The organism is Janthinobacterium sp. Mn2066 (genome assembly GCF_049319705.1).
In the GTDB taxonomy this organism is placed as follows: Bacteria; Pseudomonadota; Gammaproteobacteria; order Burkholderiales; family Burkholderiaceae_D; genus Janthinobacterium.
In genome coordinates, this window is sequence record NZ_JBMOUF010000007.1 from 286,975 (window position 1) to 313,805 (window position 26,831).

A 26,831-nucleotide genomic window follows, 5' to 3' on the forward strand; every position below is an offset into this window, starting at 1 on the left:
AAACAATGGTGGGATATTGATGAGCGACACACTACTTGATACCGAGATTATGGAATTTCATAAAGAACTCGATGCGCGGGGCTTGAATTGCCCCTTGCCGATTCTGAAAGCAAAAAAAGCATTGGCAGAGCTGCAAAGCGGTGAGGTACTGCGCATCATGGCAACCGATCCCGGTTCCGTGCGCGACTTCCAGGCCTTTGCCAAACAAACCGGCAATGCGCTGCTGTCGCATGTGCAAACGGGTACGGAGTTTGTTTTCTTGATGCAACGCAAGTAAATCTGATGGGCCGGGGCCGTCGCAGAACGGCCTGGCCGCGTATCTGCACCCCGTTGCTGCCACGCTTTTGCTGCCCTGCAGCGTTCTCTTTTTTTCCTTGAAATCCGTGCAACATCCTGATTTAGATGGATTGCTCTAACAAAAAATCGCACGATCGTGCTTAAATTCGGTTCAAGATTCAAATTTCTCTTATAATCGAAGTCACAATCAGCACTTGATCCGTCATTTTTATAATTTCCCAAAGGCATAGCTATGAAAGTCTTGGTACCCGTCAAACGCGTGGTCGACTATAACGTCAAAGTACGCGTCAAGAGTGACGGCACTGGCGTCGATACCGCCAACGTCAAAATGTCGATGAATCCTTTCGATGAAATCGCGCTGGAAGAAGCCACGCGTCTGAAAGAAGCCGGCAAGGTGACTGAAGTGGTCGCCATCTCCTGCGGCGTGACCCAATGCCAGGAAACCCTGCGCACCGCGATGGCCATCGGCGCCGACCGCGGCATCCTGGTGGAAACGACGACCGAACTGGAACCGCTGGCCGTGGCCAAGCTGGTGAAGGCGCTGGCCGAGAAAGAGCAGCCACAACTGATTATCCTGGGCAAGCAAGCCATCGACGACGACAGCAACCAGACCGGCCAGATGCTGGCGGCGCTGCTCGGTTGGCCGCAAGCCACCTTCGCCTCGAAAGTCGTGCTGGAAGACGGTAAAGTCACCGTGACCCGCGAAGTCGACGGCGGCCTGGAAACCCTGGCGTTGACCTTGCCAGCAATCATTACCACCGACCTGCGCCTGAACGAGCCGCGTTATGTCACTTTGCCGAACATCATGAAGGCCAAGAAAAAGCCGCTCGACATCACCAAGCCGGAAGACCTGGGCGTCGATGTCACGCCACGTTTGAAAACCGTGAAAGTTGCCGAACCAGCCAAGCGCTCGGCCGGCATCAAGGTACCGGACGTGGCCACCCTGGTCGCCAAGCTGCGTACCGAAGCCAAAGTCATCTAAGCGGCTTGCCGCCAAAAAATTTAAACCTGGGGTCAGACCCGACGGGTCTGACCCCGGCACTTATAGGAATAATCATGGTCGCATTAGTTATTGCTGAACACGACAACGCTAGCTTAAAAGGCAGCACCCACCACACCGTGACCGCGGCTGCCCAGTGCGGCGGCGACGTGCACGTACTCGTCGCTGGCTCGAACGCCGCTGCCGCTGCTGCCGCTGCTGCGCAAATCGCCGGCGTATCCAAGGTCATCGTGGCCGACGCGCCGCATTTCGCTGACGGCCTGGCTGAAAACGTGGCCGAACAAGTGCTGGCGATCGCCGGCAACTACAGCCACATCCTGGCGCCCGCCACCGCTTACGGCAAGAACATCCTGCCACGCGTGGCCGCCAAGCTGGACGTCGCGCAAATCTCGGAAATCACCAAGGTCGATAGCCCGGATACGTTCGAGCGTCCCATCTACGCCGGTAACGCAATTGCTACCGTGCAATCGGGCGACAAGATCAAGGTCATCACCGTGCGCACCACCGGTTTCGACGCCGCTGCCGCCACCGGCGGTTCGGCTGCCACCGAGACCATCGCTGCCGTGGCCGACAATGGCAAGTCCGCTTTCGTGGGCCGCGAAGTGGCGAAGTCCGACCGTCCTGAGCTGACCGCCGCGAAAATCATCGTGTCCGGTGGCCGTGGCCTGGGTTCGGCTGAAAACTTCCAGATCCTCGAGCCGCTGGCTGACAAGCTGGGCGCCGCCATGGGTGCTTCGCGCGCTGCCGTGGACGCCGGTTTCGTGCCGAACGACTGGCAAGTGGGTCAGACCGGCAAGATTGTTGCGCCATCGCTGTACATCGCCGTCGGTATCTCGGGCGCGATCCAGCATCTGGCCGGCATGAAAGATTCGAAAACCATCGTGGCGATCAATAAAGATCCGGAAGCGCCGATTTTCGCGGTCGCCGACTACGGCATCGTGGGCGATCTGTTCGAGATCGTGCCGCAACTGGTCAAAGAACTGGGCTAATTCAAGCCACTTCGGGTTTTGTTTATTACAAAGCCACGCCGGCCCGCCTCCACGGCGAGCTGCGCGTGGCTTTTTTCTTGGAGGAAATAAGATGAGCTATCAAGCCCCGCTGAAAGATATGTTGTTCGTCATGAACGAACTGGCCGGCCTGGCCGAAATCCATACGCTCCCCGGCTGCGAAGACGCGACGCCGGACACGGCCGAGGCCGTGCTGGAAGAAAACGCCAAATTCTGCGGCGGCGTGGTAGCCCCCTTGAATGGTCCCAGCGACAAGGAGCCGAGTTTTTTCCATGACGGCAACGTCACGACTTCGAAAGGCTTCAAGGAAGCCTTCAAGGCTTACGGTGAAGCGGGCTGGCAAGGCGTGCAGCATCCAACCGACTTCGGCGGCCAGGGCTTGCCGAAACTGCTGGCCACGCCCTGCATCGAAATGCTCAACTCGGCCAGCATCTCGTTTGCGCTGGTGGCCTTGCTGTCGGATGGCGCCATCGAAGCGCTGCTGACGGCGGGCAGCGATGGTCAAAAAGCCACTTACCTGGAAAACCTGGTGTCGGGCAAGTGGACGGGCACCATGAACTTGACGGAGCCGCAAGCGGGTTCCGACCTGGCTGCCGTGCGCACGCGCGCCGTGCCGCAGGAAGATGGCACCTATAAAGTGTTCGGCACCAAGATTTTCATCACCTATGGCGAGCACGACATGGCCGAGAATATCGTCCACCTGGTGCTGGCCCGCACGCCGGATGCGCCGGCTGGCGTGAAAGGCATTTCGCTGTTCATCGTGCCGAAATTCCTCGTCAATGCCGATGGCAGCCTGGGCGCCCGCAATGATGCGCACTGCGTGTCGATCGAGCACAAGCTGGGCATCAAGGCCAGCCCGACGGCGGTATTGCAGTTCGGCGACCATGGCGGCGCCATCGGCACCCTGGTGGGCGAGGAAAACCGTGGCCTGGAATACATGTTCATCATGATGAATGCGGCCCGTTTCGGCGTCGGCCTGCAGGGCATCGGCCTGGCCGAGCGCGCCTATCAGCAAGCGGTCACTTTCGCCAGGGACCGCGTACAGTCGCGCGACCTGGCCGGCTCGCCCGGTCCCGTAGCCATCATCCATCACCCGGACGTGCGCCGCCTGTTGATGTCCATGCGTTCGCAAACGGAGGCGGCGCGCGCGCTGGCCTATGTGGGCGCGGCCATCAGCGACGTGGCCCATCACCACCCGGAGGCGGCCGTGCGGGCGGAAAGCCTGGCCACCTATGAATACCTGGTGCCGATTATCAAGGGCTGGTCGACGGAAATGTCGCAGGACGTGGCGCGCGATGGCGTGCAAGTGCATGGCGGCATGGGTTTTATCGAGGAAACAGGCGCCGCCCAGCATTACCGCGACGCCAAGATCCTCACCATCTATGAAGGCACGACGGCGATCCAGGCGAATGACCTGGTGGGCCGCAAGACCGTGCGCGACGGCGGTGCGGTCGCCAAGGCCATCATCGCCCAGGTGCGCGCCACGGAAGCCCAGCTGGGCGAGCTGACGGGCGCCGACTTCCAGGCCATGCAGCGCCACCTGGCCGAAGGCAGCGCCGCACTGGAAGCGGTCGTCGAGTATGTGCTGGCCAACGTCAAGACGGATATCAAGGGCGTGTTTGCCGGCAGCGTGCCGTATCTGAAACTGGCCGGTATCGTGCTGGGAGGCTGGCAAATGGCGCGCGCGGCCATCGTGGCGCAGCAAAAACTGGGCGAGGGCAGCGGCGATGCGGCCTTCTACAAGGCCAAGATCGGTACGGCGCGCTTCTTTGCCGACCATGTCCTGTCGCAGGCGCCGGGCTTGCGCGCCACTATCATCGAAGGCAGCGCCGGCGTGATGGCGCTGGATGAAGCGCAGTTTTGATGGTTTTAAATCTTAAATCTTAAAAACAGCGGGCCGGAGACGCGGCCCTGAGAAAACGTCGATGGCGGCGTTGCAGCTTCCTTGCCGTACATGCGTACTGTCTGCGTCGCTGCGCCTTGCCCTCGACATTTTTCAGGGCCGCTAGGCCCGGGAGCCTTGGTTCAGGACTCGGGCTTATTGTTGCTGCGCTGATTTTTATCGGCGGGCAATGCCATTGCCTGAGTTGCGCACCAGGTCACCAGCCGCCAGGCCCGGGTCCTGGTCGAAATTGAAATCGGCCTTGGCGCCGGTTTCATATTGCACGGTGACGGTCCACACCTTGGCGTTTTTGTAGTGGCCTTCGACTTGCTTGCCTGCATACGCGCCGCCCGCGGCGCCGGCCAGGGTGGCCAGGTCGCGGCCTGTGCCGCCACCCACCTGGCGGCCCAGCAGGGCGCCAGCCACGCCGCCGCCGATCAGGCCCAGCGCGCCGCCTTCACCGGCTTTTTCGGTCACATTGACTGCCAGCACCTTGCCGCAATCGGCGCAGATCTGGTGTTGTGCCTGTGGTGGCTGATATTGAGTCGAGCCGCCGGCCAGCGCCGCTTTTTGCGCAGCCTTGGCGTTGATGATGGCCTGGTCGTATTCGCTCTTGGCGTCGCGCAGGCACTGCAAACGCGTTTTCGAGGTGGTCTCTTCGGCGCACAATTTCTTGTCATCCGCATAGCGCGTGTTGGCCTGCTTGGTATCGTAGGTGTATTGCGCCTTGGGCGACAGGTTTTGCGCGCTGGCCATGCCACTGAACAGGGTGGCGATGGCGGCTGCTAATATTAAGGGGCGACGAATCATGATCTTCTCCATTAAGAAATGCCAGCAAGGCTGGTCTTGAAACCAGTATAGAGGAAAAGCATAATTGCTTGCCAACACCGCCGCGTGCAGTGCGCGGGGTGGCGATTTGTCAGGGGACATGACAACGCCTAACAAAACCGTAGCGAGCGGAAGGGAGAGGTGGCTAAGAAGCGCAACCGTACACAAGTACGGGGGCGCCTAGCTGGTGAGCATCGCAGGCTACCTATACCGACGCGCAGTAGGTTTTGATAGGCGTTCTCAACCGTAGGCACCGCCCGTATAAAGCAAATCGAACAGGCGCGCCATGGTGGCGATCAGCACGCCCGCGCCTAGCATCAGGGTAGCGACCAGCACCACGGCCAGCGGCCAGCCGGTATCGGATTGCTGGCTTGAGGCGGCGTTGTAGCGGGCATCCCATTTTTCATCGGGCATCAGTCCCAGCACCAGCGCTTCCAGGAAACCGGCCAAAGCAGAGATAATCAGGGGCAGTATCTGGTAAAACCAGTCCGCTGCGGGAAGCAGCCAGCGCAGGGCCAGGCTGGCGGGCAAGGCAGCCAGATGCAGCCAGCCCCAGCGATCCTTGCCGCCATGCAAATAGAAGCGGTGCAGGCCCAAGGTGCCCAACAGAAACGCCAGCAGGGTGGTAAAAGCCTTGTTCTTGTGTACAGATTGCGTCATGGTCGTGCTGTTCATGCGAACTCCAGGATTGCTGATCGGTAAAGATTGCCAGTATGGTGCATCGCCTGCGCCAGGGATAGCATTTTGTGTAGCATAAGCGCCATGCTACGCACGTGTAAAATACGCGTTTTATGACCGTGCAAGCCTGATAAACGCAGACGGGTATTGCGTCTTTGGCGATGTCTGGTCATAATGTTTGATTAGCCCAAATTACACGCCCGTCATCATAACGCTTGCTGCATGGCGGTAAAGCGCGCTATAATTTGCGGCTTTTTCCGCCTCAGCACACTTTTTGGAAATATTATGGTCGTTATTCGTTTAGCTCGTGGAGGCGCCAAGAAGCGCCCGTTCTTCAACATCGTCGCTACTGATTCGCGCAATCGCCGCGATGGTCGCTTCATTGAGCGTATCGGTTTTTACAACCCGATGGCGCAAGGTGGCGAAGTTCCACTGCGTATCACCGCAGACCGTCTGGCCTACTGGCAAGGCGTTGGCGCACAATTGTCGCCAACCGTTGCTCGCCTGGTTGCCAGCAACGGCAAAGCAGCAGCTTAATTTCAGATCACTGGTTTGACGGTCAAGACTGCATCCGGGGTGAAAGTCCCCGATGACCTGGTACAGGTAGGCTATGTCTCCGGTGCCTATGGCATTGCTGGCGGGGTCAGGATCACTCCTTTCTCCGACGACGCGGATGCATTATTAAACGTTAAAACCTGGTGGTTTGATAAACCGACCTTGCATGACGTCAATGTCAGGCAGGCGAAGTTACACGGCGGCGACGTCGTGGCCCAGCTGGTGGGTGTGGTAGGGCGGGATGCCGCAGAAGCGCTGAAAGGCGTCTCTGTGCATATTCCGCGTAGCCATTTCCCTACGCTGGCAGCCGATGAGTTTTATTGGTCCGATCTGATCGGGCTGACAGTTGAGAATTTACAAGGCGAGTGCCTCGGTGTAGTGAACGACATGATGAGCAATGGTCCGCAATCGATATTGCGTATCACTCCGGTCGAGAACCCCGACGACACCGCTGAAAAGGCGCCCGAGCGCCTGATCCCGTTTGTTGGCCAGTTTGTCATTAACGTGGACAAGGCCGGCAAGAAGATTACGGTCGACTGGGGCCTGGATTATTAAGCCGATTGCGCCCATTTTGCGCCGGGCAACGTTTTTGGAAAGGGTGAACGATGCAATTTGATGTCGTGACCCTGTTCCCGGAAATGTTTGCCGCGCTGACGCAGTCGGGGGTAACCCGGCGTGCCTTCGAACAGAAAAAATGTGGCTTGTCTTTGTGGAATCCCCGCGATTTCACGACCGACAATCACCGTACCGTGGATGACCGCCCGTATGGCGGCGGCCCCGGCATGGTGATGATGGCCCGCCCGCTCGAAGCGACGATCAACGCCGCCAAGCAGCGCCAGGCGGAGCTTGGCCTGGCCGCGCCGCGCGTGGTGTTCATGTCGCCGCAAGGCCGTCCATTGACGCACGAGCGTGTCACGCAGTTGAAAGCCGAACCTGGCCTGGTGATTTTGTGCGGCCGTTATGAAGCGGTCGACCAGCGTTTGCTGGACCGTTGTGTGGATGAAGAAATCAGCGTCGGCGACTTCGTGTTGTCGGGTGGCGAATTGCCTGCCATGGCCTTGATGGATGCGGTGATCCGCTTGTTGCCCGGTGTCTTGAACACCGAGGCGTCGGCGATCGAAGACAGCTTCGTCAATGGCTTGCTCGATTCGCCCCATTACACGCGGCCTGAAACGTATGAAGGCGTGGCCGTGCCATCCGTCTTAATGGGTGGCAATCATGCCGAGATCGTCAAGTGGCGCCGCCAGCGCATGCTGGAAGCGACCGCAAAAAAGCGTCCGGATCTGCTGGCCGGCGCGCGTGCCGCCGGCTTGCTGAGCAAGACCGACGAACAATTTTTGGCCAGCCTGTAAGCTTTCTTCGGAAGGCGGACAGGGTGGTTGTAGTGCCGGGCATGTTGCCCATATGTAGTACCCATCCTCTACCGGGCGGATAGTGCGCTATCCACAGTGCGCCGGCATGATGGTTTTCGGAGTTATAAAAATGGACTTGATTCAACAATTAGAGCAGGAAGAAATTGCCCGCCTGGGTAAAACCATTCCTGATTTCGCACCTGGCGATACCGTTATCGTCAACGTCAACGTAGTCGAAGGCACCCGCAAGCGCGCCCAGGCATACGAAGGCGTCGTTATCTCCCGTCGTAACCGCGGCCTGAACTCGAACTTCATCGTTCGTAAGATCTCGTCGGGCGAAGGCGTTGAGCGTACGTTCCAGCTGTACTCGCCGCTGATCGCTTCGATCGAAGTGAAACGCCGTGGTGATGTTCGCCGCGCCAAGCTGTACTACCTGCGTGAGCGTTCGGGCAAATCGGCTCGTATCAAAGAAAAACTGCCAAACCGTCGCGTTGCGGCAAAAGCAAGCGCGTAATATCAGCGTCTGCCTTGGAAAAGGGGGGTACCATCGGTACCCCCTTTTTTATTTCAGCGCAGAATGGATGTCCAGGAGGGCTGCATGACGACACTCACATTTGATCCACAGCAATTAGCTGTCGATGCGATCGCTGGCGAAGCGGCGCTCGATGCTGCGCGCCTGGCGCCGGACTGGCTGCGCGAGCGCCTGGCGGCACCGCCCGCCTGGCAAGCCGAGATTCCCGAAGCGGCGCTGTCCACGCGCGCCACGCCCGTGCCGGCTGCCGTGCTGATTCCCCTTGTTCAGCGCCCGCACGGCTTGAGCGTGCTGCTGACCATGCGTACCGACCACCTGAGCAGCCATGCAGGCCAGATCAGTTTTCCCGGTGGCCGTAGCGAAGAATATGATGTGACGCCGGTAGCCACTGCCTTGCGCGAAACGGAAGAGGAGGTAGGCCTGGCGCGTGACCACGTCGAAGTGCTGGGCTGCCTGCCCGATTACCTGACCGGCACCGGTTACCGGGTCACGCCGGTGGTGGGGCTGGTCACGCCGCCGTTCAGCTTGCGGGCCGATCCGTCCGAGGTGGCGGAAATCTTCGAAGTGCCGCTGGCCTTCCTGATGAATGGCGCGCATCATCAGCGCCTGTCCGTGGAATTGCCGGGCGGGCGCCGTTCCTTTTATGCCATGCCGTATGAGCGGTTCTTTATCTGGGGCGCCACCGCAGGCATGCTGCGCAACCTGTTTCACCTGTTGCGGGCTTGAAGTGCGCCTGCAAAAATCCGTGCCGCACGTAATAAGTTTGATTCCAGCACGGCACTGCGCTATCGTAGCGGGCATTGCGGCATTGCTGAAAAAGACAAAAAAGGACGTTTGATGACATTTCTCTCCATACTTTGCGCATTATTGATCGAGCAGCTCAAACCTTTGCGCGCGGATAACCCGATCTACGCCTGGATCAAGAGCCTGGCGATGCGCATGGAGACCTGGTTCAATGCCGGCCATGCCAGCCATGGCCGCATGGGCTGGTTCCTGATGCTGGCCATGCTGATGGTGCCGACGGCGGGTGTGTACTGGGTCTTGCAGTACTACAAGCTGACCCCGGTGGCCTTCGCCTGGAATATCCTGATCGTCTACCTGACCCTGGGTTTCCGCCATTATAGCCATTACTTCACGTCGATCCAGCTGGCCCTCAGCGCGGGTGACGAAGCGGCCGCGCGCACCTTGCTGGCCGAGTGGACCAAGCAAGATACGGTGGGCATGGAAGTGAGTGAAATCTCGCGCATCGCCGTCGAAAAAGCCTTGATCACCACCCATCGCAATGTGTTTGGCGTCTTCTTCTGGTTTTTGATGCCGATCGGCCCGGCCGGCGCCGTGATGTACCGCGTGGCCGAATACCTGGCGCGCGCCTGGAATGAACCGGAACACATGCGCAACGAAGCATTCGGCCAGTTCGCCGAACGCGCCTTTTACTGGATCGACTGGATCCCCGTGCGCCTGACGGCCGTGGCGTTTGCCGTGGTGGGCAATTTTGAAGATGCCATCTATGCCTGGCGCAACTTTGCCCACCGCTGGCAGAATGAAGCGATCGGCATCATCCTGACGGCAGGCGGCGGCGCCATGGGCGTGCGCCTGGGTACGCCTGCCGAAACAGCGGCCCGCGTGGTGGTCACGCCCGACATGGCGGTCGATGACAGCGACAGCGAAAGCGATATCCTGCCCGGCGATGAGCCTGGCCCGCGCGCCTTGCAGAGCACGGTTGGCCTGGTCTGGCGCGCCTTGCTGCTGTGGATGCTGTTACTGCTGTTGATGTCAGGCGCCGTCTGGCTCGGTTAAGGCCGGGTCTGCCGCATCCGCATCGCAGCTGTGTATGCGCATTGCGGGGTGAACAGAGGTAGAATGCAGGGCTGGCGCGTAGTGCGCGCCAGCCCTGTTTTTTTTGATCGTTCATATCTGCTTACATCTGCGCTGCAGATCGGGCTAGAACCCAGGTCTTCTATAAGATATAATACTGACTGACTGCAGTAGCCGCAGAGCAAGGTAGTAGCAAGCATGGCAATGTAGTCGATGTAATTTAAATACCGCAGTTGAAATACCAGCCCGGCTTCGCCGCCGGGGCCATTCACGCAATCCAGTCCCGACAAGCCACATGGCCGAGTTATCTCAAAACAACGGAGAACTCTCAGACGAGTTCTTTATCCTAGGTCTCACCAGCAATGGCAAGCAGTTTCGCCCCAGCGACTGGGCCGAGCGCCTGTGCGGTGTGATGTCCTGTTTCAATCCTGAAGGCGGCGGGCGCAATGCGCACCTGCAATATTCGCCCTACGTGCGCCCGACCCTGGTCAATGGCGTGAAATCGGTGGTGGTCAATACCAAACTGCGGGAAATCGAACCGATGGCGTTTCACTTCGTGCGCGAGTTCGCCAAGGATAACGACCTGCAAATCGTCGAAGCCTGTTTCCTGCCGCACCCCGACGAAAAGTAAGCTGCGTTGCAGTGGCCCCGCGCTGCCGGGTGCCAGGCGTGCTTCATGCAGCAGCTGCAGGCGCCACGCGCGCATACATGAAAAAATCCCCCGGTGCGCCCCGCACCACGCGGTAGGCGCGTAGCCAGCCTTCCCGTTCGAATCCCGCTTTTTCCAGCACCCGTATCGATGCCGCATTGGTGTCGAGTACGCAAGCCTGTACGCGCAGGCAGCCTTGTGATCGTAATGCCCAGTCGCTGGCCGCCAGGCAGATGGCGGTGGCGATGCCGCGTCCCCACAGGCGGGCGCCAGGTCGTAGGCGATTTCCGCCTGACGGTGCAAGTGCGAGCGCTGGTTGAATCCCACGCTGCCGATCAGGCGGCCCGTGCTGCCGTCTGCACAACGTTCTGCAATCGCAAAACGCAGCGGCGTCTCCGCTCCCTCGCTCCGGTAGCGGTTGAACAGCGCATACAGATCATGGATGTCGCGCAGCTGCCAGCTGGTGTGGCGGATGACTTCCGGATCGCGCAGATAGGCATACCAGTGTGGTATGTCGGCCGCCAGCAGCGGCCGGATCTCGACCAGTGGATGGTTGCAAGGGGGGAGAAGCGGCACTGGCATGGACATCTCCTATCCCGTATTGCGGCTGGCATTGATTGCTACTTAGCTCGTACTCAATTCTGCCACAAAGTCATACATGTCACCGCGAAAGTAGGAGCGGCAGAATTCCACCGCGCGGCCATCGCGCAAGAAACCCAGGCGTTCCACCGACAGGCCAGCATCGCCTTCCTCCGCTTGCAGCAGGGTCGCCTGTTCGCCCGTCAGCAATAGCGCACTCAGGCGTTGCAAGGCGCGCACGGGGCGGTTGCCTGCCTGTTCCAGCGCGTCGTACATGGAAATATCCACCGCTTCCAGGGCCGGCAGGCAGCTGGCCACGATGGTCGCGTATTCCAGGCACATCGGCACTTCGTCCGCATAGCGGATGCGGTGAAAGCGGTACACGGGCGCACCGGGCGAGAGCCGCAGCCGCAGCGCTTCTTCCGGCGTGACCGTGCCTTCCGAGCGCTTCAGCCACACGCTGCGCGGCGTACGGCCACGGGCGCGCATGTCTTCGGAAAACGAGGTCAGCTTGGCAAAATTCTTTTCGATGCGTGTATTGATGAAATTGCCGGAACCGGGACGCCGCACCAGCAAGCCTTCGCTGACCAGGCCATCGATGGCCTTGCGCACGGTGATGCGCGACACGGCCAGGTCCATCGCCAGCTGGCGTTCGGCCGGCAGCGCTTCGTCCGGGCCAAGGATGCGTTTGTCGATCGCTTCGCGCAGCGCACGCTGCAATTGCTGGTACAGGGGCAGGCTGCTGGTTTGCCCCAGGCCTTGCATGATTTGAGCCAGGGTAGTCATACGGTGGGCGTCTCCGTTATGGCGCGTTATGGACGCGCTCTGCATGTGTTTTTCGTCGCTGGATAATACCAAAAAAGGCCGTTATAAAACCAATTTTCATGGTCAAGGCGGCAATTGCGTGAAAATCACGGCTGGTATTTATCGCTGTTCCCAGAGTGAAGCACAGAATAGAGACAAAGTGGTCTGTGTGTTTCAAACAACGTTATGAAAAAAATGTTTCAACTGGTAGTGCTGTGGTATTGGTTAGTAGTATATTGGAGTTGAATTGGTTTTGTAAGTGGTTGACAGAAGGATCTGCAGAGGCTGCCAGTTGGGAGCCGACTGTCAAGAAGATCTACGTTAAAAATGAAAAGGTTCCATCCTGGGGCCCAAATCAAGGGGGAGTACATGAAAAGCAATTTGACACCTGCTGCTGTCGTTGTGAAATCCGGATCGCGCAGCCGTACGCCGATCGCCATGGCCGTTGCCGTGATGGTCGCTGGCCTGGCTTTTTCGGCGCAGGCGCAAGAAGCACCGGCCGATGATCTGACCACCGTGACGGTGACCGGCGTGCGCGCATCGCTGGAAAAATCGCTGAAGCAAAAACGGAATGCTGATTCCGTGGTGGAAGTGGTGACGGCCGAAGATATCGGCAAAATGCCAGACCGTAACGTGGCTGACGCGATCCAGCGCTTGCCAGGTGTGAATACGCAATCGTCGGCCGGTGGTGAAGGCGGCTTTGGTGAAAACGACCGCGTCAGCTTGCGCGGCACCAGCCCCAGCTTCCAGCAAACGCTGTTCAATGGCCATGCCATCAGCACCGGTGACTGGTTTGTGTTGAATCAATTCGGCGGCAACGTCGGCCGCAGCAGCAGCTTCTCCCTGCTGCCATCGGAACTGGTGAGCTCGGTGGTCGTGCACAAGAGCGCCACGGCCGACCTGCCTGAAGGCGGTGTGTCGGGCACCATCGACGTGATCACCCGCCGTCCACTGGAATTCAAGAACAAGATCACGGCAGAAGGCTCGATCCAGGGTTTTTATAACGACCTGGCAGGCAAGACCGATCCGCAGTTCTCGGGCCTGGTGAACTGGAAAAATGATGACAATACCTTTGGCATCATGGTGCAGGGTTTCTCGCAAAAATCGACCGTGCGCCGCGACGGCCAGGAAATCCTGGGCTACACCCCGATCCTGGCTGACAGCGCTGCAGCCAAGGCCCATCCGGAACTGGCTGGCGTGAAAGTGCCGACCTTTATCGGTGCATCGCTGTTCGAGCAAAAGAAAAAACGTGAAGGCGGTGCATTCGATATCGAATTCAAGCCAACCAAGGACCTGACCCTGGATTTGAACGGTTTCTACTCGGAACTGAAAGCGCCGCATCAAAATACCAACTGGCTGGCGGCCCCTGCCAACTCGGTCAACACCGCCAATCTGGTGCCGACCAATTACACGGTCAAGAACGGCACCCTGACGGGCGGTTCGTTTACCCAGAACTCAGGCGAGGTCGACAATATCTACCGTCCTAATGCAGGCGGTAAATCGCAATATATCGATTTCAACTTCAAGTACCGCGCCACCAAGGACCTGACGCTGACCGGCAAGCTCGGCTCGACCCGTGGCGTAGGCTATGACCGCGACGACGTGTACTACCAAAACAACGTCGATGGCGGCATGGTGTACCAGTTGAACGGCATGAGCCCGGCGAGCGTTTCCTATCCAGGCGGCACCACCAATAAACCAGGCTCGACAGCATGGGCCGGTGGCGGGGAATCGCAGTCCATCGATAAGGAAAAATATGCCCAGCTCGATGCAGAGCTGCGCTTGTCCAGCGGCATCTGGGATTCGGTCAAGTTCGGTGGCCGTTTCACCGACCATAAACGCAGTGCCGAGCATCCGTTTGAAACCCGTCCGGGCGCCCTGGGTTTTTCCAATCCGGGTCCGGTCTGGAATGGCACCATGTATCCGAGCGACTTTGCCAAGAACCTGGGCGGCAACCTGACGAACAATTACTTCAAGTATGACGGTGCGGCATTGGGCGCCTGGGGCGCGGCGCCTGGCAACCGTTTGTTCGACTATGTGCGTCGCCACAACTGGACCGACGAATTCAAGCTGCAGGAAAAAACCTCGGCCGTCTACGGCATGGCTAACCTGACCGGCGACAACTGGAGCGGTAACTTCGGCCTGCGCGCTGTGCAGACCAAGCAATCGACCCTGGTCAACCAGGCTGGCGGCACGATTACCGGTTCCGACTGGGGCCCGTACTCGCAGCACCTGTACGAGCGTACCTACAACGACTACCTGCCTAGCGCCAACATCAAGTTTGACGTGCGTAACGACCTGGTAGTGCGTGCAGCGATCGCCCGTACCATCGCCCGTCCTGACTATAGCGCACTGGGTGGCTCGGTTTCGCTGAACGACGATGCATTGAGCGGCAGCGGCGGTAACGTCGCGCTCAATCCGGTCAAGTCCGATAATGCCGAAGTGAGCGCCGAGTGGTACTTCGCGCCGAAATCGGCCTTCTCGGTGGGCTTGTTCTACATGGACCTGAAATCGGTCGTGTCGAACGGCACCGTCAGCGCTACCTATTTCAACAGCAAGCGCAACGCCAATGCCGTGTACCTGATCACCTCGCCATTCAACACCACCGGCAAGAACAAGGGCGCGGAATTCAGCTACCAGCAACCGCTGTTTGGCGACTTCGGCGTGCTGGCCAACTACACCTATGCAGATGGCAAGCTGGACAATGGCGATGAGCTGATCAATGCATCGCGCAATACCTACAACGTGACGGGCTTCTATGAAGCCAATGCCTGGAGCGCACGTCTGGCCTACAACTATCGTTCGTCCTACAAGGCGGGCGTGGACCGTGGCGCCAGCCAGCACGTTGAAGGCAGCGGCGGCCTGGCCGGTTCGATCAACTACAAGATCAACGAACATTTCACTCTGACGTTCGATGCCCTGAACTTGACGAACACGACCATCAAGATGTACGCCGAGAACCGCGATCAGCCACGCGCGTTCTACAGCAATGGCCGCACCTACTATTTTGGTGTGCGCGGCAAGCTGTAAGCAGTGATATGGCCTGGCGCCTGTGCGCCAGGCCAGCTTCTTCCCAGATCTTTCTTTAAGCAAGTCCCTGTTGCAGGCGGCTTGCTTTTTTTTCGGCGTCCGATCCGTACGCCTGTCCTGCCGTAGTACCTCAGCCGTTGCCTTCTGTCTTCATATAAAACACCCCGCCACCGGCGGCATACCTATAAACCGAGGAGCTTATGAACAGTCGTTTGCATGCCGTTTTCCCTTCCGTATTTCCCCCTGTCCTTGGTACCACCTTGCGTCCTGCCGCTGCCGCCGTCGCCCTGCTGGCGATCAGCATGGCGGCGCAGGCGCAGCAGGCCGATCCTGCCCCTGCCGCCACCGATCCGTCCATGCAGGCGGTGATAGTGACGGGCATCCGTGCTTCGCTGGAACAATCGCTGAGCCAGAAGCGCAACAGCGATTCCGTGATCGACGTGGTCAGCGCCGAAGATATCGGCAAGTTGCCCGACAAGAACGTGGCCGACGCCGTGCAGCGCGTGCCGGGCGTCAACATTTCATCGTCGGCCGGCGGCGAGGGCGGTTTTTCCGAGAACGACCGGGTCAGCATCCGCGGCACCAGTCCCAGCCTCACGCAAACCCTGATCAATGGCCATGCGGTGGGCACGGGCGACTGGTTTGTCACGGATCAAGTCGGCACCGTGGGGCGCAGCGTCAGCTTTGCCTTGCTGCCATCGGAAATCGTCAGCCGCGTCACGGTGCAGAAAAGTGCCCAGGCCGACCTGGTGGAAGGGGGCGTGGCCGGTTCGATCAATATCGAAACGCGCAAGCCGCTGAGTTTCAAGGATCCGTTCACGGCCGAACTGGCGGTGCAGGCGATTTATGCCGACTTGCCCGGCAAGACCGATCCGCAAATGAATGCCCTGTTCAACTGGAAGAATGAAGCCAAGACCATGGGCGTGCTGTTCCAGGTGTTTTCTGAAAAGCGCCACGAGCGCCGCGACGGCCAGGAATTCTTTGGTTATGCGCCCATCGACGCCAACAGCCCGGCCGCGCAAAAGTATCCGGAACTGGCCGGCGTGCTGGCCCCGCTGGGCATCAACGCCGCGCTGTTCGAGCAGGTGCGCAAGCGCCAGGGCGGCAGCATCGACTTGCAGTTCAAGCCCACCAATGACCTGATGCTGGACGTGAACGGTTTTTACTCCAAGCTCGACGCGGCCAACTACAACCGCAGCTTTTATAACCAGCCGGGCGCCAACCTCAATGCGGTGGACAATGACGGCAAGCATGTGGGCGTGATCCCCAGTGCCTTTACGGTCAGGAACAATACCCTGGTGGCGGCAGAAATTCCTGCTTCGCAATACCCCGTTGCCGGCGCCACGCCCTACAACGGCCAGCTGTATCCCGGCCTGGTGGACCAGATCTACCGTCCCGGCTCGAATTCCTCGACCGCGTACATCGACTTCAATGGCAGTTACCGCGCCAGCGACCGCCTGCGTATCACGGGCAGCCTGGGCTATACGCGCGGCCTCGGCAACACGCCGGTGGACCTCGGCTACGAAGCGGGCCTGAGCGGCATCGGCGTGTCGTATCAACTGAACAGCCTGTCACCGGCCAAGATGAACTTCCCTGGCCTCGATGTGTCCAAGTTCGGCAATGTCGTCACGGCTTCGGCCTGGGGTTCCCACGTGGAAACCCTGGACACGGAAAAATACGGCCAGGCCGACGCTGAACTGAGCATGGATATGGGCGTGCTCGAATCGCTGAAATTCGGCGCCCGTTATGCGGAGCACCACCGCAACGTGGCGTGGCCGGAAAACCGCAGCTGCGCCCTGTGCGATGGCAGCACCAATGCACCGTTGCCGGCCTGGAACGGCGCCACTTATCCGGGCGACTATGGCAAGGGCCTCGGCGGTGGCGGCTATGGCCGCTACTGGCAGCTCAATCCGGCCGACCTGGTAGCGTGGGCCAATCAATACGATACTTCCGGCGGCCCCAATTCGCGCAACTGGCCAGCCGAACTGGACGTAAAGGAAAAGGATAGCGCCGCGTATGTGATGGCCAATTTGTCGGGCAATAAATGGCGCGGCAACGTGGGCGTGCGCCTGGTGCGCACGCAGCAGACGACGGTGACGAACGTGCCGGGCGGACCGAATCCGATCGGCCAGGAAAACGTGTTTGGCACGTACACGCCGACCGTCGTCAAGCACAGCTACACGGACGTATTGCCCAGTGCAAACTTCAAGTTTGACCTGAGCAAGGACCTGGTGGCCCGTGCCGCGGTGGCAAAAACCATGGCGCGCGCCGATTACAGCGCGCTGGTGGGGGCCGTCAACCTGAATGACCAGCTGCTGACCGGCACGGGTGGCAATCCCGATTTGAAACCGATCCGTTCGACCAATTACGACGCTACCCTGGAATGGTATTTCGCGCCCAAGGCCATGTTGTCTGCCGGTGTGTTTTATATGGACATGAAGTCGTATGTCACTTTCGGCACGGCGCCCGTGACCTACTACAACAATACGTTCAAGAAATTTAACACCTATGTGATCCAGTCGCCGACCAATATCGGCGCCACCAACAAGGGGGTGGAACTCAGTTACCAGCAGGGGCTGTGGGGCGGCTTCGGCGTGGTGAGCAATTACACCTATACCAATGGCAAGGCGGCCGATGGCGCCGCCGTGGTGGGCAGCTCGAAGGGCACGTACAACGTGGAAGGCTATTACGAGGATGCGCGCCTGAGCGCACGCCTGGCCTACACCTACCGCTCCAGCTTCCTGGCCGGCCTGTTCAGCAGTTCGCCGCAGTATGTGAATGGCGTGGGCAACCTGGCCGCGTCGATCAATTACAAGATCGACGAGCGCTATTCGCTGACCTTTGACGTGCTGAACCTGAACAATCCGGTGCTCAAGTATTACGGCGCCAACAAGGACCAGCCGACGGCGCTGTACTCGAATGGCCGCCAATACTATTTTGGCTTGCGCGCCAAGCTGTAGTCATCCCTGATAAAACCTGCTGCCCCGGTCTTGCCAGGCGCCGGCAGGTTGGCTTGCCATCCCCCTGCCAGCTGCAGGGAGATGGTTGTTGACTTCTCCATACGACCGAACCATGACTAATTTAACGCATAGCTCTCAACGTTATCTCGCATTCGATGTGTTGCGCGGCATGACTGTCACCCTGATGATCGTGTTTAATACACCGGGTGACTGGGGTGTTTTTTATAGCCAGTTCTTGCATGCCCAATGGCATGGCTTTACCTTGACAGACCTGGGTTTTCCCAGCTTTCTATTTGTGGTAGGCAATGCCATGGCATTCGCCCTGGAGAAATATGAAAAGCTGGGCCAGGGGGCCGTGCTGGCCAAGCTGTTCAGGCGCAGCGGGCTGATCATTTTGCTCGGTGTTTTGCTGTATTGGTTTCCTTTCTTTAAGATTGACGAAGCGGGACAGTTTGCCTGGCTGCCGCTGTCGCAGGTTCGCCTGCCCGGTGTGCTGCAGCGCATCGGCGTGTGCTACCTGGCCGCCGCACTGGTCCTGTATTACTGGAAAACGCGTGGCGCACTGGTCTTCAGTGCCGTGGCCTTGCTGGGTTATTGGGCCATCCTGGCGTACTGGGGCGACTATACCTTGCAGGGCAATGCGGCGGTAAAGCTGGACGTGTGGCTGCTGGGCGAGGCGCACCTGTACCACGGCGAAGGCGTCGCTTTCGATCCCGAGGGCATACTCGGCGCGTTGCCGGCCACGGTCAACGTGATCGCCGGCTATCTGGCGGGCAGCCTGCTGCGCCGGACCGCGCCGGATCGGCTGCGCGCCAGCTTGCGCAAGCTGATGCTGGCAGGCTGCATTTGCATTGCCGTGGCCCTGTGCTGGAATGCGGTATTTCCCATCAATAAAAAACTGTGGACCAGTTCCTACGTCATGCTGGGCGTGGGTTTCGATTTGCTGATACTGGCACTGCTGATGTTTGTCACCGACGTGCGCAAGATCACGGGCTGGACGTATTTTTTCGAAGTTTTCGGTAAAAATACCCTGTTCATCTACGTACTGTCGATCGTGCTGGTACTGATCTCCTTTAACATTCGCATCGGCCCGCAACATGCATATCGCTGGCTCTACGACGCGCTGTTCCAAAGCTGGGCATCGCCACCTGTGGCTTCCCTGCTATTTGCCGTCAGCTTCATGATGCTGTGCTGGTTGATCGCGTATGGCATGGACCGGCGCAAGATTTATATCAAGGTTTGAAGCGTCAACTGGTTTGAAGTGGCCGGCGCGGCGCTGTATGGCTGGGCGCCGGCTTTTATGTTGAGTTTTATGTAGCGAGATCATCACGATGAAATTACACGCAATGTTTGCCTGCCTTGCCTGCGCCTTGCCGCTGGCTGCCGGGGCCGCCGCTGTTGCTGCGCCAGCGCCGGAAGCGGTGGCGTACTACCCGGGCTGGAAATCGGCCGTTTTCCCTGGCAGCGGCATTAATATCCGCGCCAGCAATGTCAGCCTGATCCGGCATGCGTTTGCCGATATCTGCTGCGGTGGCGAGCAGGTGCTTGGCACGGCCCTGGCGCGTATCCTGGAGGCGCAACCATGAGCCAGCGCTATCTCGCACTCGACGTCCTGCGCGGCCTGACCGTGGCGCTGATGATCGTTGTCAATACACCGGGCGACTGGGACACCGTGTATGCGCCGTTCCTGCATTCCGACTGGCATGGTTTTACCTTGACCGACCTGGTGTTTCCCAGCTTTCTGTTTGTCGTCGGCAATGCGCTGGCCTTTGCGCTGGGCAAATATGAAAACCTGGGGCATGGCGCCGTGCTGGCCAAGCTGTTCAGGCGCAGCGCGCTGATTTTCCTGCTGGGCTTTTTCCTGTACTGGTTTCCCTTCTTTAAGATCGATGCCGCGGGCCAGTTTGCCTGGACGCCGCTGTCGCAGGTGCGTATTCCCGGCGTGCTGCAGCGCATCGCCGTGTGCTACCTGGCCGCCGCCCTGATCCTGCATTACTGGAAGGCGCGCGGCGCGCTGCTGTTTTCCGCCGTGGCCTTGCTGGGCTATTGGGCCATCCTCGCGCACTGGGGCGATTACACGCTGCAGGGCAATGCGGCGTCCAGGCTCGATCTGTTCCTGCTGGGCGAGCGCCACCTCTACCATGGCGAGGGCATGGCCTTCGACCCGGAAGGCATCCTCGGCAGCTTGCCATCGATTGTCAACGTGATCGCCGGCTACCTGGCGGGCAGCTTCTTGCGCCAGACGGCGCCGGCGCAGCTGCGCCGCAGCCTGTACCAGCTGGCCGTGGCGGGCGCCATCTGCGTGGCCGTGGCCCTGTGCTGGAATCCTGTTTTCCCCATCAATAAAAAGCTGTGGACCAGCTCTTACGTGATGCTGGGCATCGGCCTCGATGTGCTGCTGCTGGTGGTATTGATGTTCATCATCGATGTGCGCCGTTTCACGGGCTGGACTTACTTTTTTGAAGTGTTCGGCAAGAACACCCTGTTCATTTACCTGCTGTCGATGGTGCTGGTGATCATTGCGTTTACAGTGCGCGTTGGCTCCCTGAACGCATATGACTGGCTGTACCGCACGCTGTTCGTGGGCTGGGCGCCGCCGCATCTGGCGTCCCTGCTGTTTGCGACCAGCTTCATGCTGCTGTGCTGGCTGATCGCCTACGGCATGGACAAGCGCCAGATCTACATCAAGGTATGAGCACTAAAATTTCAGCTTCAGCTGGTAGCGGCTGGCCAGCAAGGTCAGCAGTAGCATCAGGGCGGTGACGGCGGCGGCGTTCAACAGGCCGGCGGCGCCGCCCGTTTCCCACCAGGGCCACCAGAAGCGGGGCAGGTGCAGCACGGCGGCCAGTTGCTCCCACAGGTCGGGCACGATGTAGGCAAACAGGGCATTGGCGCCGGCTGGCAGCAGCAGGGCCGCCCAGGCGCGCCAGCGCCAGATATCGATCACGATGTAAAACAGCAGGAACATGGCCAGCACGATGCCGCTGCACACCAGCGTGTACGATTCCGTGGCGAAGATCTTGTTGATCTGGTGATACGGGCGCAACAGCAGGCCGGCGCAAAACAGGCCGGCGGCAAACCAGGCCATGGAGACGATGCGCTGTTTGTTGCTCAGGGCGGCATCGCGCAGGAACAGCCGTCCCACCAGGGTGCCGGCCATCACATTGGCCGCCGTCGAACCGAGCAGCTGCGGCACGTTCACCAGCTTGGTGATGCCGGCCGGCAAGAAGTCCAGGCTGCCCGCCGTACCGCCCATATACAGCACGATCAAGCCGGCAAACGCTCCCATCAGTGCCGTGCCCTTGCCATGGCACGCCAGGTAGAGCAGGCTGCAGACCAGATAAGACCAGCCTATCATGCCGAGAATGCCCCACCAGCTCGGCTGCAGCCAGGTGCTGGAAAATTCCTCGTTGAGCTGGCCGCGAAAAGTGGCCAGCAGGAACAGCATCAGCGCGCCGCCCGCAGCCAGTTCCCAGCGCCCCGCGCCCTGGCGCCACAGCAAGATCATGGCGACATAAAACAGCAGGAAATACAGCGCGCGCGGCAGCAGTGCGCTCTGCGCATCGTAGCGGTAGGCATTGACCAGCACCACGCCGGCCAGCATCAGGCTGGCCGAACGCCACAGCAAGCGCCCCAGCAGGGCGGGAGTCACCTTGCCACAATGGCGCTGCAAGGCCAGCGGGATGGCCATGCCGACCATGAACAGGAAGCCGGGAAACACCAGGTCGGGCAGGGTAATGCCGTCGGCGCGCGGACCTGCATGTTCCAGCCAGTAGGGGATATTCGGCATGCCGCCCAGATAGTTGACCCAGATCATCGCCAGGATCACGAAGCCGCGGAAGGCGTCCAGGCTGATCAGGCGTTCTTGTGTGGTCGTAGCAATGGTTGGCGGCATGGTCGTGGTCAAATCCTATTTTAAAATTATAAAAGTTAAGAAAAAGATAAAATCCAGCTCGAAAAAAAAGCGGCTCCGGGCTATGCCGGGAACCGCTTCGGTGCGCGCTAAGCGTGCAAATTATTGCGCTGCTGCCGGCACTGCCGCTGCCGTCGCTGGACGGTTCAGCCAGAAGATCCAGTAGCGGGCCAGGTCGCCGACGCCGTCGCCGCCCTTGATGGTTTCCAGTTCCTTGATCGCTTCATCCTTCTTGCCGGCCATGGCGTAGGAGTAGCCCAGGCGCAGCTTGGCGTCTTCAGGACGCTTCAGGCCGCCCTTGGCGATGCCTTTCTGGATCAGGTCGATACCTTTGTCGAACTGGTCCATCGTGACATAGGCGTAACCGAGGTTGATCAAGCCCGTGCCGTCCTTGCTCTTCAAGGCCGAGGCTTCGCCGCTGGCGATGTTTTTCACGTCGTCGGCAGCAGCCTTGTTCGCCTGGTCGCGCAGTTTCTTGTGCTTGGCGGCATTCGGGCCGGTCCCCAGCACGCCCTTGGCGAAGCCGGCGTCCAGTACTTTTTTCGCTTCGGTCGGGAAGGCGTTTTGCAGGGCGATTTCGCCCATGTCGCTATAGTCTTCCGGCGACATGGTTTTCACGGCCTGGTTTTGCAGGCGCAGGATATCGAGCGCGAAACGGTCGGAGTAGCCCGCCTTGCTTTGCACACGGCCCAGCAGGTCGCTCCAGTAGTCGTCCGACGGGTAGTAGCGCACCAGGTTTTCCATGGCGATCAGATAGGTGGGCTGGTCCTTGCTTTTCGAGCCGGTATTGGCCAGCAATTGCAGTTCTTCCAGCGACGGCGCCTGGCCGGCTTGCTGCTTGGCCGTGATATCGCTCATCAACTCCTGTTTCGCGCGGGCGAAATCGTTGTTGAAATAATAGGCGCGGATGATGTACTGGCGCACGCCGGCCACGTCGCCCGTCTCGGTCTGGTAGCGGGTGAACCATTTGATGGCGTTGGTGTAGTCCTTGGCGTTGTAATGGTAGTTCGCCAGTGCCTGGATGAAATCGCCTTGTGATTTCTTGTCAAGCTTGCCCGATTCGATCACCGCTTCGAGCGCCGTCATGGCCATCGGTGCATTGTTGGTGGTCGAAGCGAGGGCCACGCGCAGGCGGTTCAGCACGAACAGCTCGTAGGGCGTCAGGGCCGGGATGGCGGCGGCCTGGTCGATGCGGCTTTGTACGTCGGCATAGTTCTTGGCATCCATCGACGCTTTCACGGCTGCCGGATCGAGCAGCTTGAAGACTTCAGGACGCACCGTATCGGCAGGAGCGGCAGCCGGCGCGCCTGCGGCAGGCGCTGCAGGTTGCGCATCCTGCGCGTGCGACAGGGCGGGCAGCATGTTCAGGCCGATGGCGGCCAGGAGCAGGCTAAGACGGGCAAGGCGGAATTGGGACATGGTCAATCCTTCAATCAATAACAAAAGTATGCGCCGGTACTGGCTGCCGCGGCGGCGGGCGGCGGCAAGACTAGGGGCCGGGCTAGCTTGAAAAAACACGTATTCTGCCATTCTGGGCGCACAAGGCCAAGGGCACCAGCATGGCAAACAGCGGCTATTGTCACATAAACGGCCGCTGCAGGTCTTAAACGGTGCGCGCTAATGCCTTCCCTTCGGCATCAAACAGCAGGCAGCGCTGGGGCGGCAGATACAGCCGCATGGCGTCGCCCGCCTGCAGCAACTCTTCCTCGGCAGGCTGTTTTACGGCCAGCATGTCCGGCACGCCTTCCATGCTGGCGTAGACGATGGCCACGTCGCCCAGGTACTCCACATGGCTGACTGTGGCGTCGACCAGGTTGTCCTGCGTATCTGCCGCGCCGCGCAGGCCCAGGTGCTCGGCGCGCACGCCCAGTGTCAATTTGTCACCGTTCGCCATGGCGCTGCCATTGGCGGCGATATCGATGACGGCGCCGCCGGGCAGGCGCACGCTGGCCTTGTGCGCATCGCCTGCCACCGCGGTGCAGGGGATGAAATTCATCTTCGGCGCACCGAGGAAGCCGGCCACGAACAGGTTGCCCGGATGGTTATACAGTTCGTGCGGGCTGCCCACCTGTTCGATGCGCCCGCCGTTGAATACCACGATGCGCTCGCCCAGTGTCATCGCTTCGACCTGGTCGTGCGTGACATAGATCATGGTGGTCTTCAATTCCTGGTGCAGGCGCGAGATTTCCACCCGCATCTGCACGCGCAGCGAGGCGTCCAGATTCGACAGCGGTTCGTCGAACAGGAATACCTGCGGCTTGCGCACGATGGCGCGGCCGATGGCCACGCGCTGGCGCTGGCCGCCCGACAGGTCTTTCGGCTTGCGTTTCAATAGCGGCGTGATCTGCAGGATGTCGGCTGCCCGCTCCACGGCTGCCCGCACCTCGGCCTTCTTGTGGCCGGCCAGGTTCAGGGCAAACGCCATGTTCTCGAACACCGTCATGTGCGGATACAGGGCGTAGCTCTGGAAGACCATCGCCAGGCCACGCTCGGCCGGGGCGATATCGTTGGCCAGCTTGCCGCCGATATGCAGCTCGCCGCCGCTGATGTCTTCCAGGCCGGCGATCATGCGCAGCAGGGTGGACTTGCCGCAGCCGGACGGGCCGACAAACACCACGAATTCGCCGTCGCGGATGTCGAGGTCGATGCCGTGGATGACCGGGTGCTTGTCGTCATACAGCTTGACGATATTATTTAAAACGATTTGTGCCATGAAGATCCTGGTTGTTAGCTTGCGCTGGCTGGCGCTTGTGTGGATTCAGCTTTGTCGAGCTTGTCGCCATTCTCCTTCGGACCGACGCGCATGAAGCGCGACAGCACCAGCACGGGAATGGCCGACACCAGCACCCACAGGAAGAAATTCTTGTAGCCGAGCGCCATCTGGATGTCGCCGCTGATCATCTTGAAGAGCACGAAACCGAGCTGCATCACGCCGGTGGCAAACGCATAGTGGGCGGTCTGGTATTTGCCCACCGAGACCACCTGCATCATGAACAGGATCAGGCCGACGAAGCCGAAACCGTAGCCGAACATTTCCAGGCTGAGGGCAGCCGTGATCAGGGTCAGGTCGGTCGGCAGGCTGTGGCTCAGGTAGTAAAACACCAGGTTGGGCAAGTTCATCGCCAGGATCAGGAAGAACATGGCGCGTTTCAGGCCCAGCCAGGAAGTAAAGTAGCCGCCGCCTATGCTGCCCAGCAAAAAGGCCACCGTGCCGGCCGTGCCATACACGGCGCCCACTTCCACCGTCGACAGGCCCAGGCCGCCCAGTTCGCGCGCTTCGCGCAGGAACAGCGGGCCGATGGTCTGCACTTGCGCTTCGCCGGCGCGGAAAAGGATGATGAAGGCGATCATGCCCCAGATGCCGGGCTTTTTCAGGAAGTCCACCAGCACTTCCCACAGGGTGTTGCTGATGCCGGCGATGCTCTTGTCCTTCACGGCGGTATTGCGCACCTGTGGCAGCGACCAGATATGGTAGGCGGCCAGCGACACCATGATGGCGCCGATGATCAGGAAGATCACCGACCATGCCGGCTTGACGCCGATTTGCTTTTCGAGGTAGCCGGCCAGGATCACCAGGCCACCCAGCGAAATGAATTTTCCGGCATTGAAGAACGCGCCTTGCCAGCCCGCGTAGGCCGCTTGCTGCTTGTTCGACAGGCTGGCGATATACAGGCCGTCGCAGACGATGTCATGCGTCGATGCGGCCAGTGCCGCCACTGCCAGCACGGCGATGCAGGCGGCGAACCACAGCGGCGTGTGCAGCGCCAGCGCGATCAGGCCCAGGCTCAGGCCACCGAGGAACTGGAACAGCACCACCATGGTTTTTTTACTGGGCGCCAGTTCCAGGAAGGGACTCCACAGCGGCTTGAAGACCCAGGCGAAACCGATCATCGCCGTCCAGCGGGCGATCTGGTCGTTTGGCACACCCAGGCTCTTGAACATCAGGCCGGCCACCAGCGCCACCGCGTAAAACGGCAGGCCCTGGGCGAAGTACAGCGTGGGAACCCAGGTGATCGGGCTGCGGACGCTGCTGCCGTTTTTACTTAACTCTGTCATTCAAGGTCTCCGTGCATCCAGTGGGTGAATTAATGTGCTCTATGATTATTTGACTGCGCCATCCATGCCGCGCATGAAGAAGCGCTGCGTGAACAGGAAGGCCAGCAGGGTCGGCACGATGGTGATCAGGGTGCCGGCCGCCACCACGCGCGTGCTGCTGCCGAAGGTGCCGCGCAAATACAGCACGCCGACCGACAGCGGGAATTCATCGGGCTTGCTCATCACGATCGAGGGCCAGATGTATTCATTCCACGATTCGACGGCCGTCAGGATGCCCACTGTCGCCAGCCAGGGCGTAATCAGGGGCAGCATGATGCGGCTGAAGATCACCCACTCCGAGGCGCCATCGACGCGCGCCGCATCGATCAGGTCTTGCGGCACTTCCTCGAACGCCTGCTTGAGCAGCAAAATGGCCACCGCCGTCACCACGTTCGGCAGGATCACGCCCGTGTAGGTATCGACCAGGCTCATTTGCGTGATGGTGATGAAGTTGACCAGGAAGTTGACTTCCGACGGCAGCACCAGGGTCGCCAGGATCAGGCCAAACACCAGTTTGCGGCCGCGAAATTTCAGGCGCGCCAGCGGATAGGCGGCCAGTGAACACAGCAGCAGTTTCCAGAAGACCGTGAATACGGCGATCAGCACCGAGTTCCTGAAGAACGACCAGATCGGGATGGCGTTGAACACTTCGACAAAATTTTCCAGCGACGGCGCTTTCGGCCAGAAGGTGGGCGGAAACGCGAAGATATTGCCTTCCGTGGAAATGGCCGTCACCAGCGTCCACCAGAAGGGGAACACGCAGATCACGGCGATCGCGCACAGCACGCCATAATGGGCCAGCACTTGTAAGCGCGTCTTCAGCGGGCGGGAACGGGTTTGCATGGTCATTCCCCT

The 26,831-nt window shown here is 59.9% G+C and carries 24 protein-coding genes and 1 pseudogene; 16 read left to right on the top strand and 9 right to left on the bottom strand.

Annotated features, from left to right (window positions below):
* Window positions 1-49: 49 nt before the first annotated feature.
* The 4 genes from ACL9RI_RS15725 (at window position 50) to ACL9RI_RS15740 (ending at window position 4,168) form a co-directional block, all read left to right on the top strand.
* On the top strand, window positions 50-277 hold the full coding sequence (locus ACL9RI_RS15725) for a sulfurtransferase TusA family protein (RefSeq protein ID WP_065308091.1): 228 nt from the start codon (window positions 50-52) through the stop codon (window positions 275-277).
* Window positions 278-529: 252 nt separating this feature from the next.
* Complete coding sequence (locus ACL9RI_RS15730; protein WP_422727454.1) at window positions 530-1,279, top strand: electron transfer flavoprotein subunit beta/FixA family protein; 750 nt, start codon at window positions 530-532, stop codon at window positions 1,277-1,279.
* Window positions 1,280-1,353: 74 nt separating this feature from the next.
* On the top strand, window positions 1,354-2,286 hold the full coding sequence (locus ACL9RI_RS15735; protein ID WP_422727455.1) for an electron transfer flavoprotein subunit alpha/FixB family protein: 933 nt from the start codon (window positions 1,354-1,356) through the stop codon (window positions 2,284-2,286).
* Between the two features lie 91 nt (window positions 2,287-2,377).
* A complete protein-coding gene (locus ACL9RI_RS15740) occupies window positions 2,378-4,168 on the top strand; it encodes an acyl-CoA dehydrogenase (RefSeq protein WP_422727456.1) in 1,791 nt (596 codons plus the stop codon).
* A 195-nt stretch (window positions 4,169-4,363) separates the two neighbouring features.
* Here ACL9RI_RS15740 and ACL9RI_RS15745 read toward each other — a convergent pair whose 3' ends face one another.
* Together ACL9RI_RS15745 and ACL9RI_RS15750 are read right to left on the bottom strand one after the other, a co-directional pair.
* Window positions 4,364-4,996: a glycine zipper 2TM domain-containing protein gene (locus tag ACL9RI_RS15745; protein WP_422727457.1), complete on the bottom strand. Its 633-nt coding sequence runs from the start codon at window positions 4,994-4,996 to the stop codon at window positions 4,364-4,366.
* 258 nt (window positions 4,997-5,254) lie between these two features.
* A complete protein-coding gene (locus ACL9RI_RS15750; RefSeq protein ID WP_422727458.1) occupies window positions 5,255-5,689 on the bottom strand; it encodes an NINE protein in 435 nt (144 codons plus the stop codon).
* A 288-nt stretch (window positions 5,690-5,977) separates the two neighbouring features.
* On the opposite strand from ACL9RI_RS15750, the gene rpsP reads away from it, so the two are divergent.
* The 7 genes from rpsP to ACL9RI_RS15785 all read left to right on the top strand — a co-directional run bounded on the left by rpsP (window position 5,978) and on the right by ACL9RI_RS15785 (window position 10,577).
* The gene (gene rpsP / locus ACL9RI_RS15755; protein WP_076567307.1) at window positions 5,978-6,229 is read left to right on the top strand and encodes a 30S ribosomal protein S16; all 252 of its coding nucleotides are present in this window, start codon (window positions 5,978-5,980) and stop codon (window positions 6,227-6,229) included.
* Window positions 6,230-6,244: 15 nt separating this feature from the next.
* Window positions 6,245-6,802, top strand: a complete 558-nt coding sequence (gene rimM, locus ACL9RI_RS15760; protein ID WP_422727459.1) for a ribosome maturation factor RimM — start codon at window positions 6,245-6,247, stop codon at window positions 6,800-6,802.
* A gap of 50 nt (window positions 6,803-6,852) precedes the next feature.
* Window positions 6,853-7,599 carry a tRNA (guanosine(37)-N1)-methyltransferase TrmD gene (gene trmD, locus ACL9RI_RS15765; protein WP_422727460.1) on the top strand — a complete coding sequence of 249 codons (747 nt, stop codon included), beginning with the start codon at window positions 6,853-6,855 and terminating at the stop codon, window positions 7,597-7,599.
* A gap of 130 nt (window positions 7,600-7,729) precedes the next feature.
* The gene (gene rplS, locus ACL9RI_RS15770; protein ID WP_422727461.1) at window positions 7,730-8,113 is read left to right on the top strand and encodes a 50S ribosomal protein L19; all 384 of its coding nucleotides are present in this window, start codon (window positions 7,730-7,732) and stop codon (window positions 8,111-8,113) included.
* A gap of 84 nt (window positions 8,114-8,197) precedes the next feature.
* Window positions 8,198-8,857: a CoA pyrophosphatase gene (locus tag ACL9RI_RS15775; protein WP_422727462.1), complete on the top strand. Its 660-nt coding sequence runs from the start codon at window positions 8,198-8,200 to the stop codon at window positions 8,855-8,857.
* A gap of 111 nt (window positions 8,858-8,968) precedes the next feature.
* Window positions 8,969-9,928, top strand: a complete 960-nt coding sequence (locus ACL9RI_RS15780; RefSeq protein ID WP_422727463.1) for a CobD/CbiB family protein — start codon at window positions 8,969-8,971, stop codon at window positions 9,926-9,928.
* Between the two features lie 313 nt (window positions 9,929-10,241).
* Complete coding sequence (locus ACL9RI_RS15785; protein WP_183678590.1) at window positions 10,242-10,577, top strand: DUF3579 domain-containing protein; 336 nt, start codon at window positions 10,242-10,244, stop codon at window positions 10,575-10,577.
* Window positions 10,578-10,913: 336 nt separating this feature from the next.
* Here the strand turns inward: ACL9RI_RS15785 and ACL9RI_RS15790 are convergent.
* Window positions 10,914-11,183, bottom strand: a pseudogene (locus ACL9RI_RS15790) (GNAT family N-acetyltransferase); the annotation flags it as partial.
* Between the two features lie 36 nt (window positions 11,184-11,219).
* Window positions 11,220-11,960: a GntR family transcriptional regulator gene (locus ACL9RI_RS15795; protein ID WP_422727464.1), complete on the bottom strand. Its 741-nt coding sequence runs from the start codon at window positions 11,958-11,960 to the stop codon at window positions 11,220-11,222.
* A gap of 387 nt (window positions 11,961-12,347) precedes the next feature.
* Here ACL9RI_RS15795 and ACL9RI_RS15800 point away from each other — a divergent pair, with 387 nt between their 5' ends.
* The 5 genes from ACL9RI_RS15800 to ACL9RI_RS15820 all read left to right on the top strand — a co-directional run bounded on the left by ACL9RI_RS15800 (window position 12,348) and on the right by ACL9RI_RS15820 (window position 20,663).
* Entirely contained in the window at window positions 12,348-15,008 is a 2,661-nt protein-coding gene (locus ACL9RI_RS15800; protein WP_422727465.1) for a TonB-dependent receptor, read from the top strand.
* A 200-nt stretch (window positions 15,009-15,208) separates the two neighbouring features.
* Entirely contained in the window at window positions 15,209-17,968 is a 2,760-nt protein-coding gene (locus ACL9RI_RS15805; protein WP_422727466.1) for a TonB-dependent receptor, read from the top strand.
* Window positions 17,969-18,080: 112 nt separating this feature from the next.
* Entirely contained in the window at window positions 18,081-19,211 is a 1,131-nt protein-coding gene (locus tag ACL9RI_RS15810; protein WP_422727467.1) for an acyltransferase family protein, read from the top strand.
* An 88-nt stretch (window positions 19,212-19,299) separates the two neighbouring features.
* A complete protein-coding gene (locus ACL9RI_RS15815; protein WP_422727468.1) occupies window positions 19,300-19,554 on the top strand; it encodes a hypothetical protein in 255 nt (84 codons plus the stop codon).
* Window positions 19,551-20,663, top strand: coding sequence for an acyltransferase family protein (locus ACL9RI_RS15820; protein ID WP_422727469.1), 1,113 nt, complete (start codon window positions 19,551-19,553; stop codon window positions 20,661-20,663). Before ACL9RI_RS15815 ends, ACL9RI_RS15820 begins: the two co-directional genes overlap by 4 nt.
* A 3-nt stretch (window positions 20,664-20,666) precedes the next feature.
* On the opposite strand, the gene ACL9RI_RS15825 is transcribed toward ACL9RI_RS15820, so the two are convergent.
* The 5 genes from ACL9RI_RS15825 to ACL9RI_RS15845 form a co-directional block, all read right to left on the bottom strand.
* Window positions 20,667-21,863: a DUF5009 domain-containing protein gene (locus ACL9RI_RS15825; RefSeq protein WP_422727470.1), complete on the bottom strand. Its 1,197-nt coding sequence runs from the start codon at window positions 21,861-21,863 to the stop codon at window positions 20,667-20,669.
* A 120-nt stretch (window positions 21,864-21,983) separates the two neighbouring features.
* Window positions 21,984-23,300: a tetratricopeptide repeat protein gene (locus ACL9RI_RS15830; RefSeq protein ID WP_422727471.1), complete on the bottom strand. Its 1,317-nt coding sequence runs from the start codon at window positions 23,298-23,300 to the stop codon at window positions 21,984-21,986.
* A gap of 184 nt (window positions 23,301-23,484) precedes the next feature.
* Window positions 23,485-24,594 carry an ABC transporter ATP-binding protein gene (locus ACL9RI_RS15835; protein WP_422727472.1) on the bottom strand — a complete coding sequence of 370 codons (1,110 nt, stop codon included), beginning with the start codon at window positions 24,592-24,594 and terminating at the stop codon, window positions 23,485-23,487.
* A gap of 14 nt (window positions 24,595-24,608) precedes the next feature.
* Window positions 24,609-25,937, bottom strand: a complete 1,329-nt coding sequence (locus ACL9RI_RS15840; protein WP_422727473.1) for an MFS transporter — start codon at window positions 25,935-25,937, stop codon at window positions 24,609-24,611.
* Window positions 25,938-25,982: 45 nt separating this feature from the next.
* Entirely contained in the window at window positions 25,983-26,819 is an 837-nt protein-coding gene (locus tag ACL9RI_RS15845) for a carbohydrate ABC transporter permease (protein WP_422727474.1), read from the bottom strand.
* Window positions 26,820-26,831: the final 12 nt, after the last annotated feature.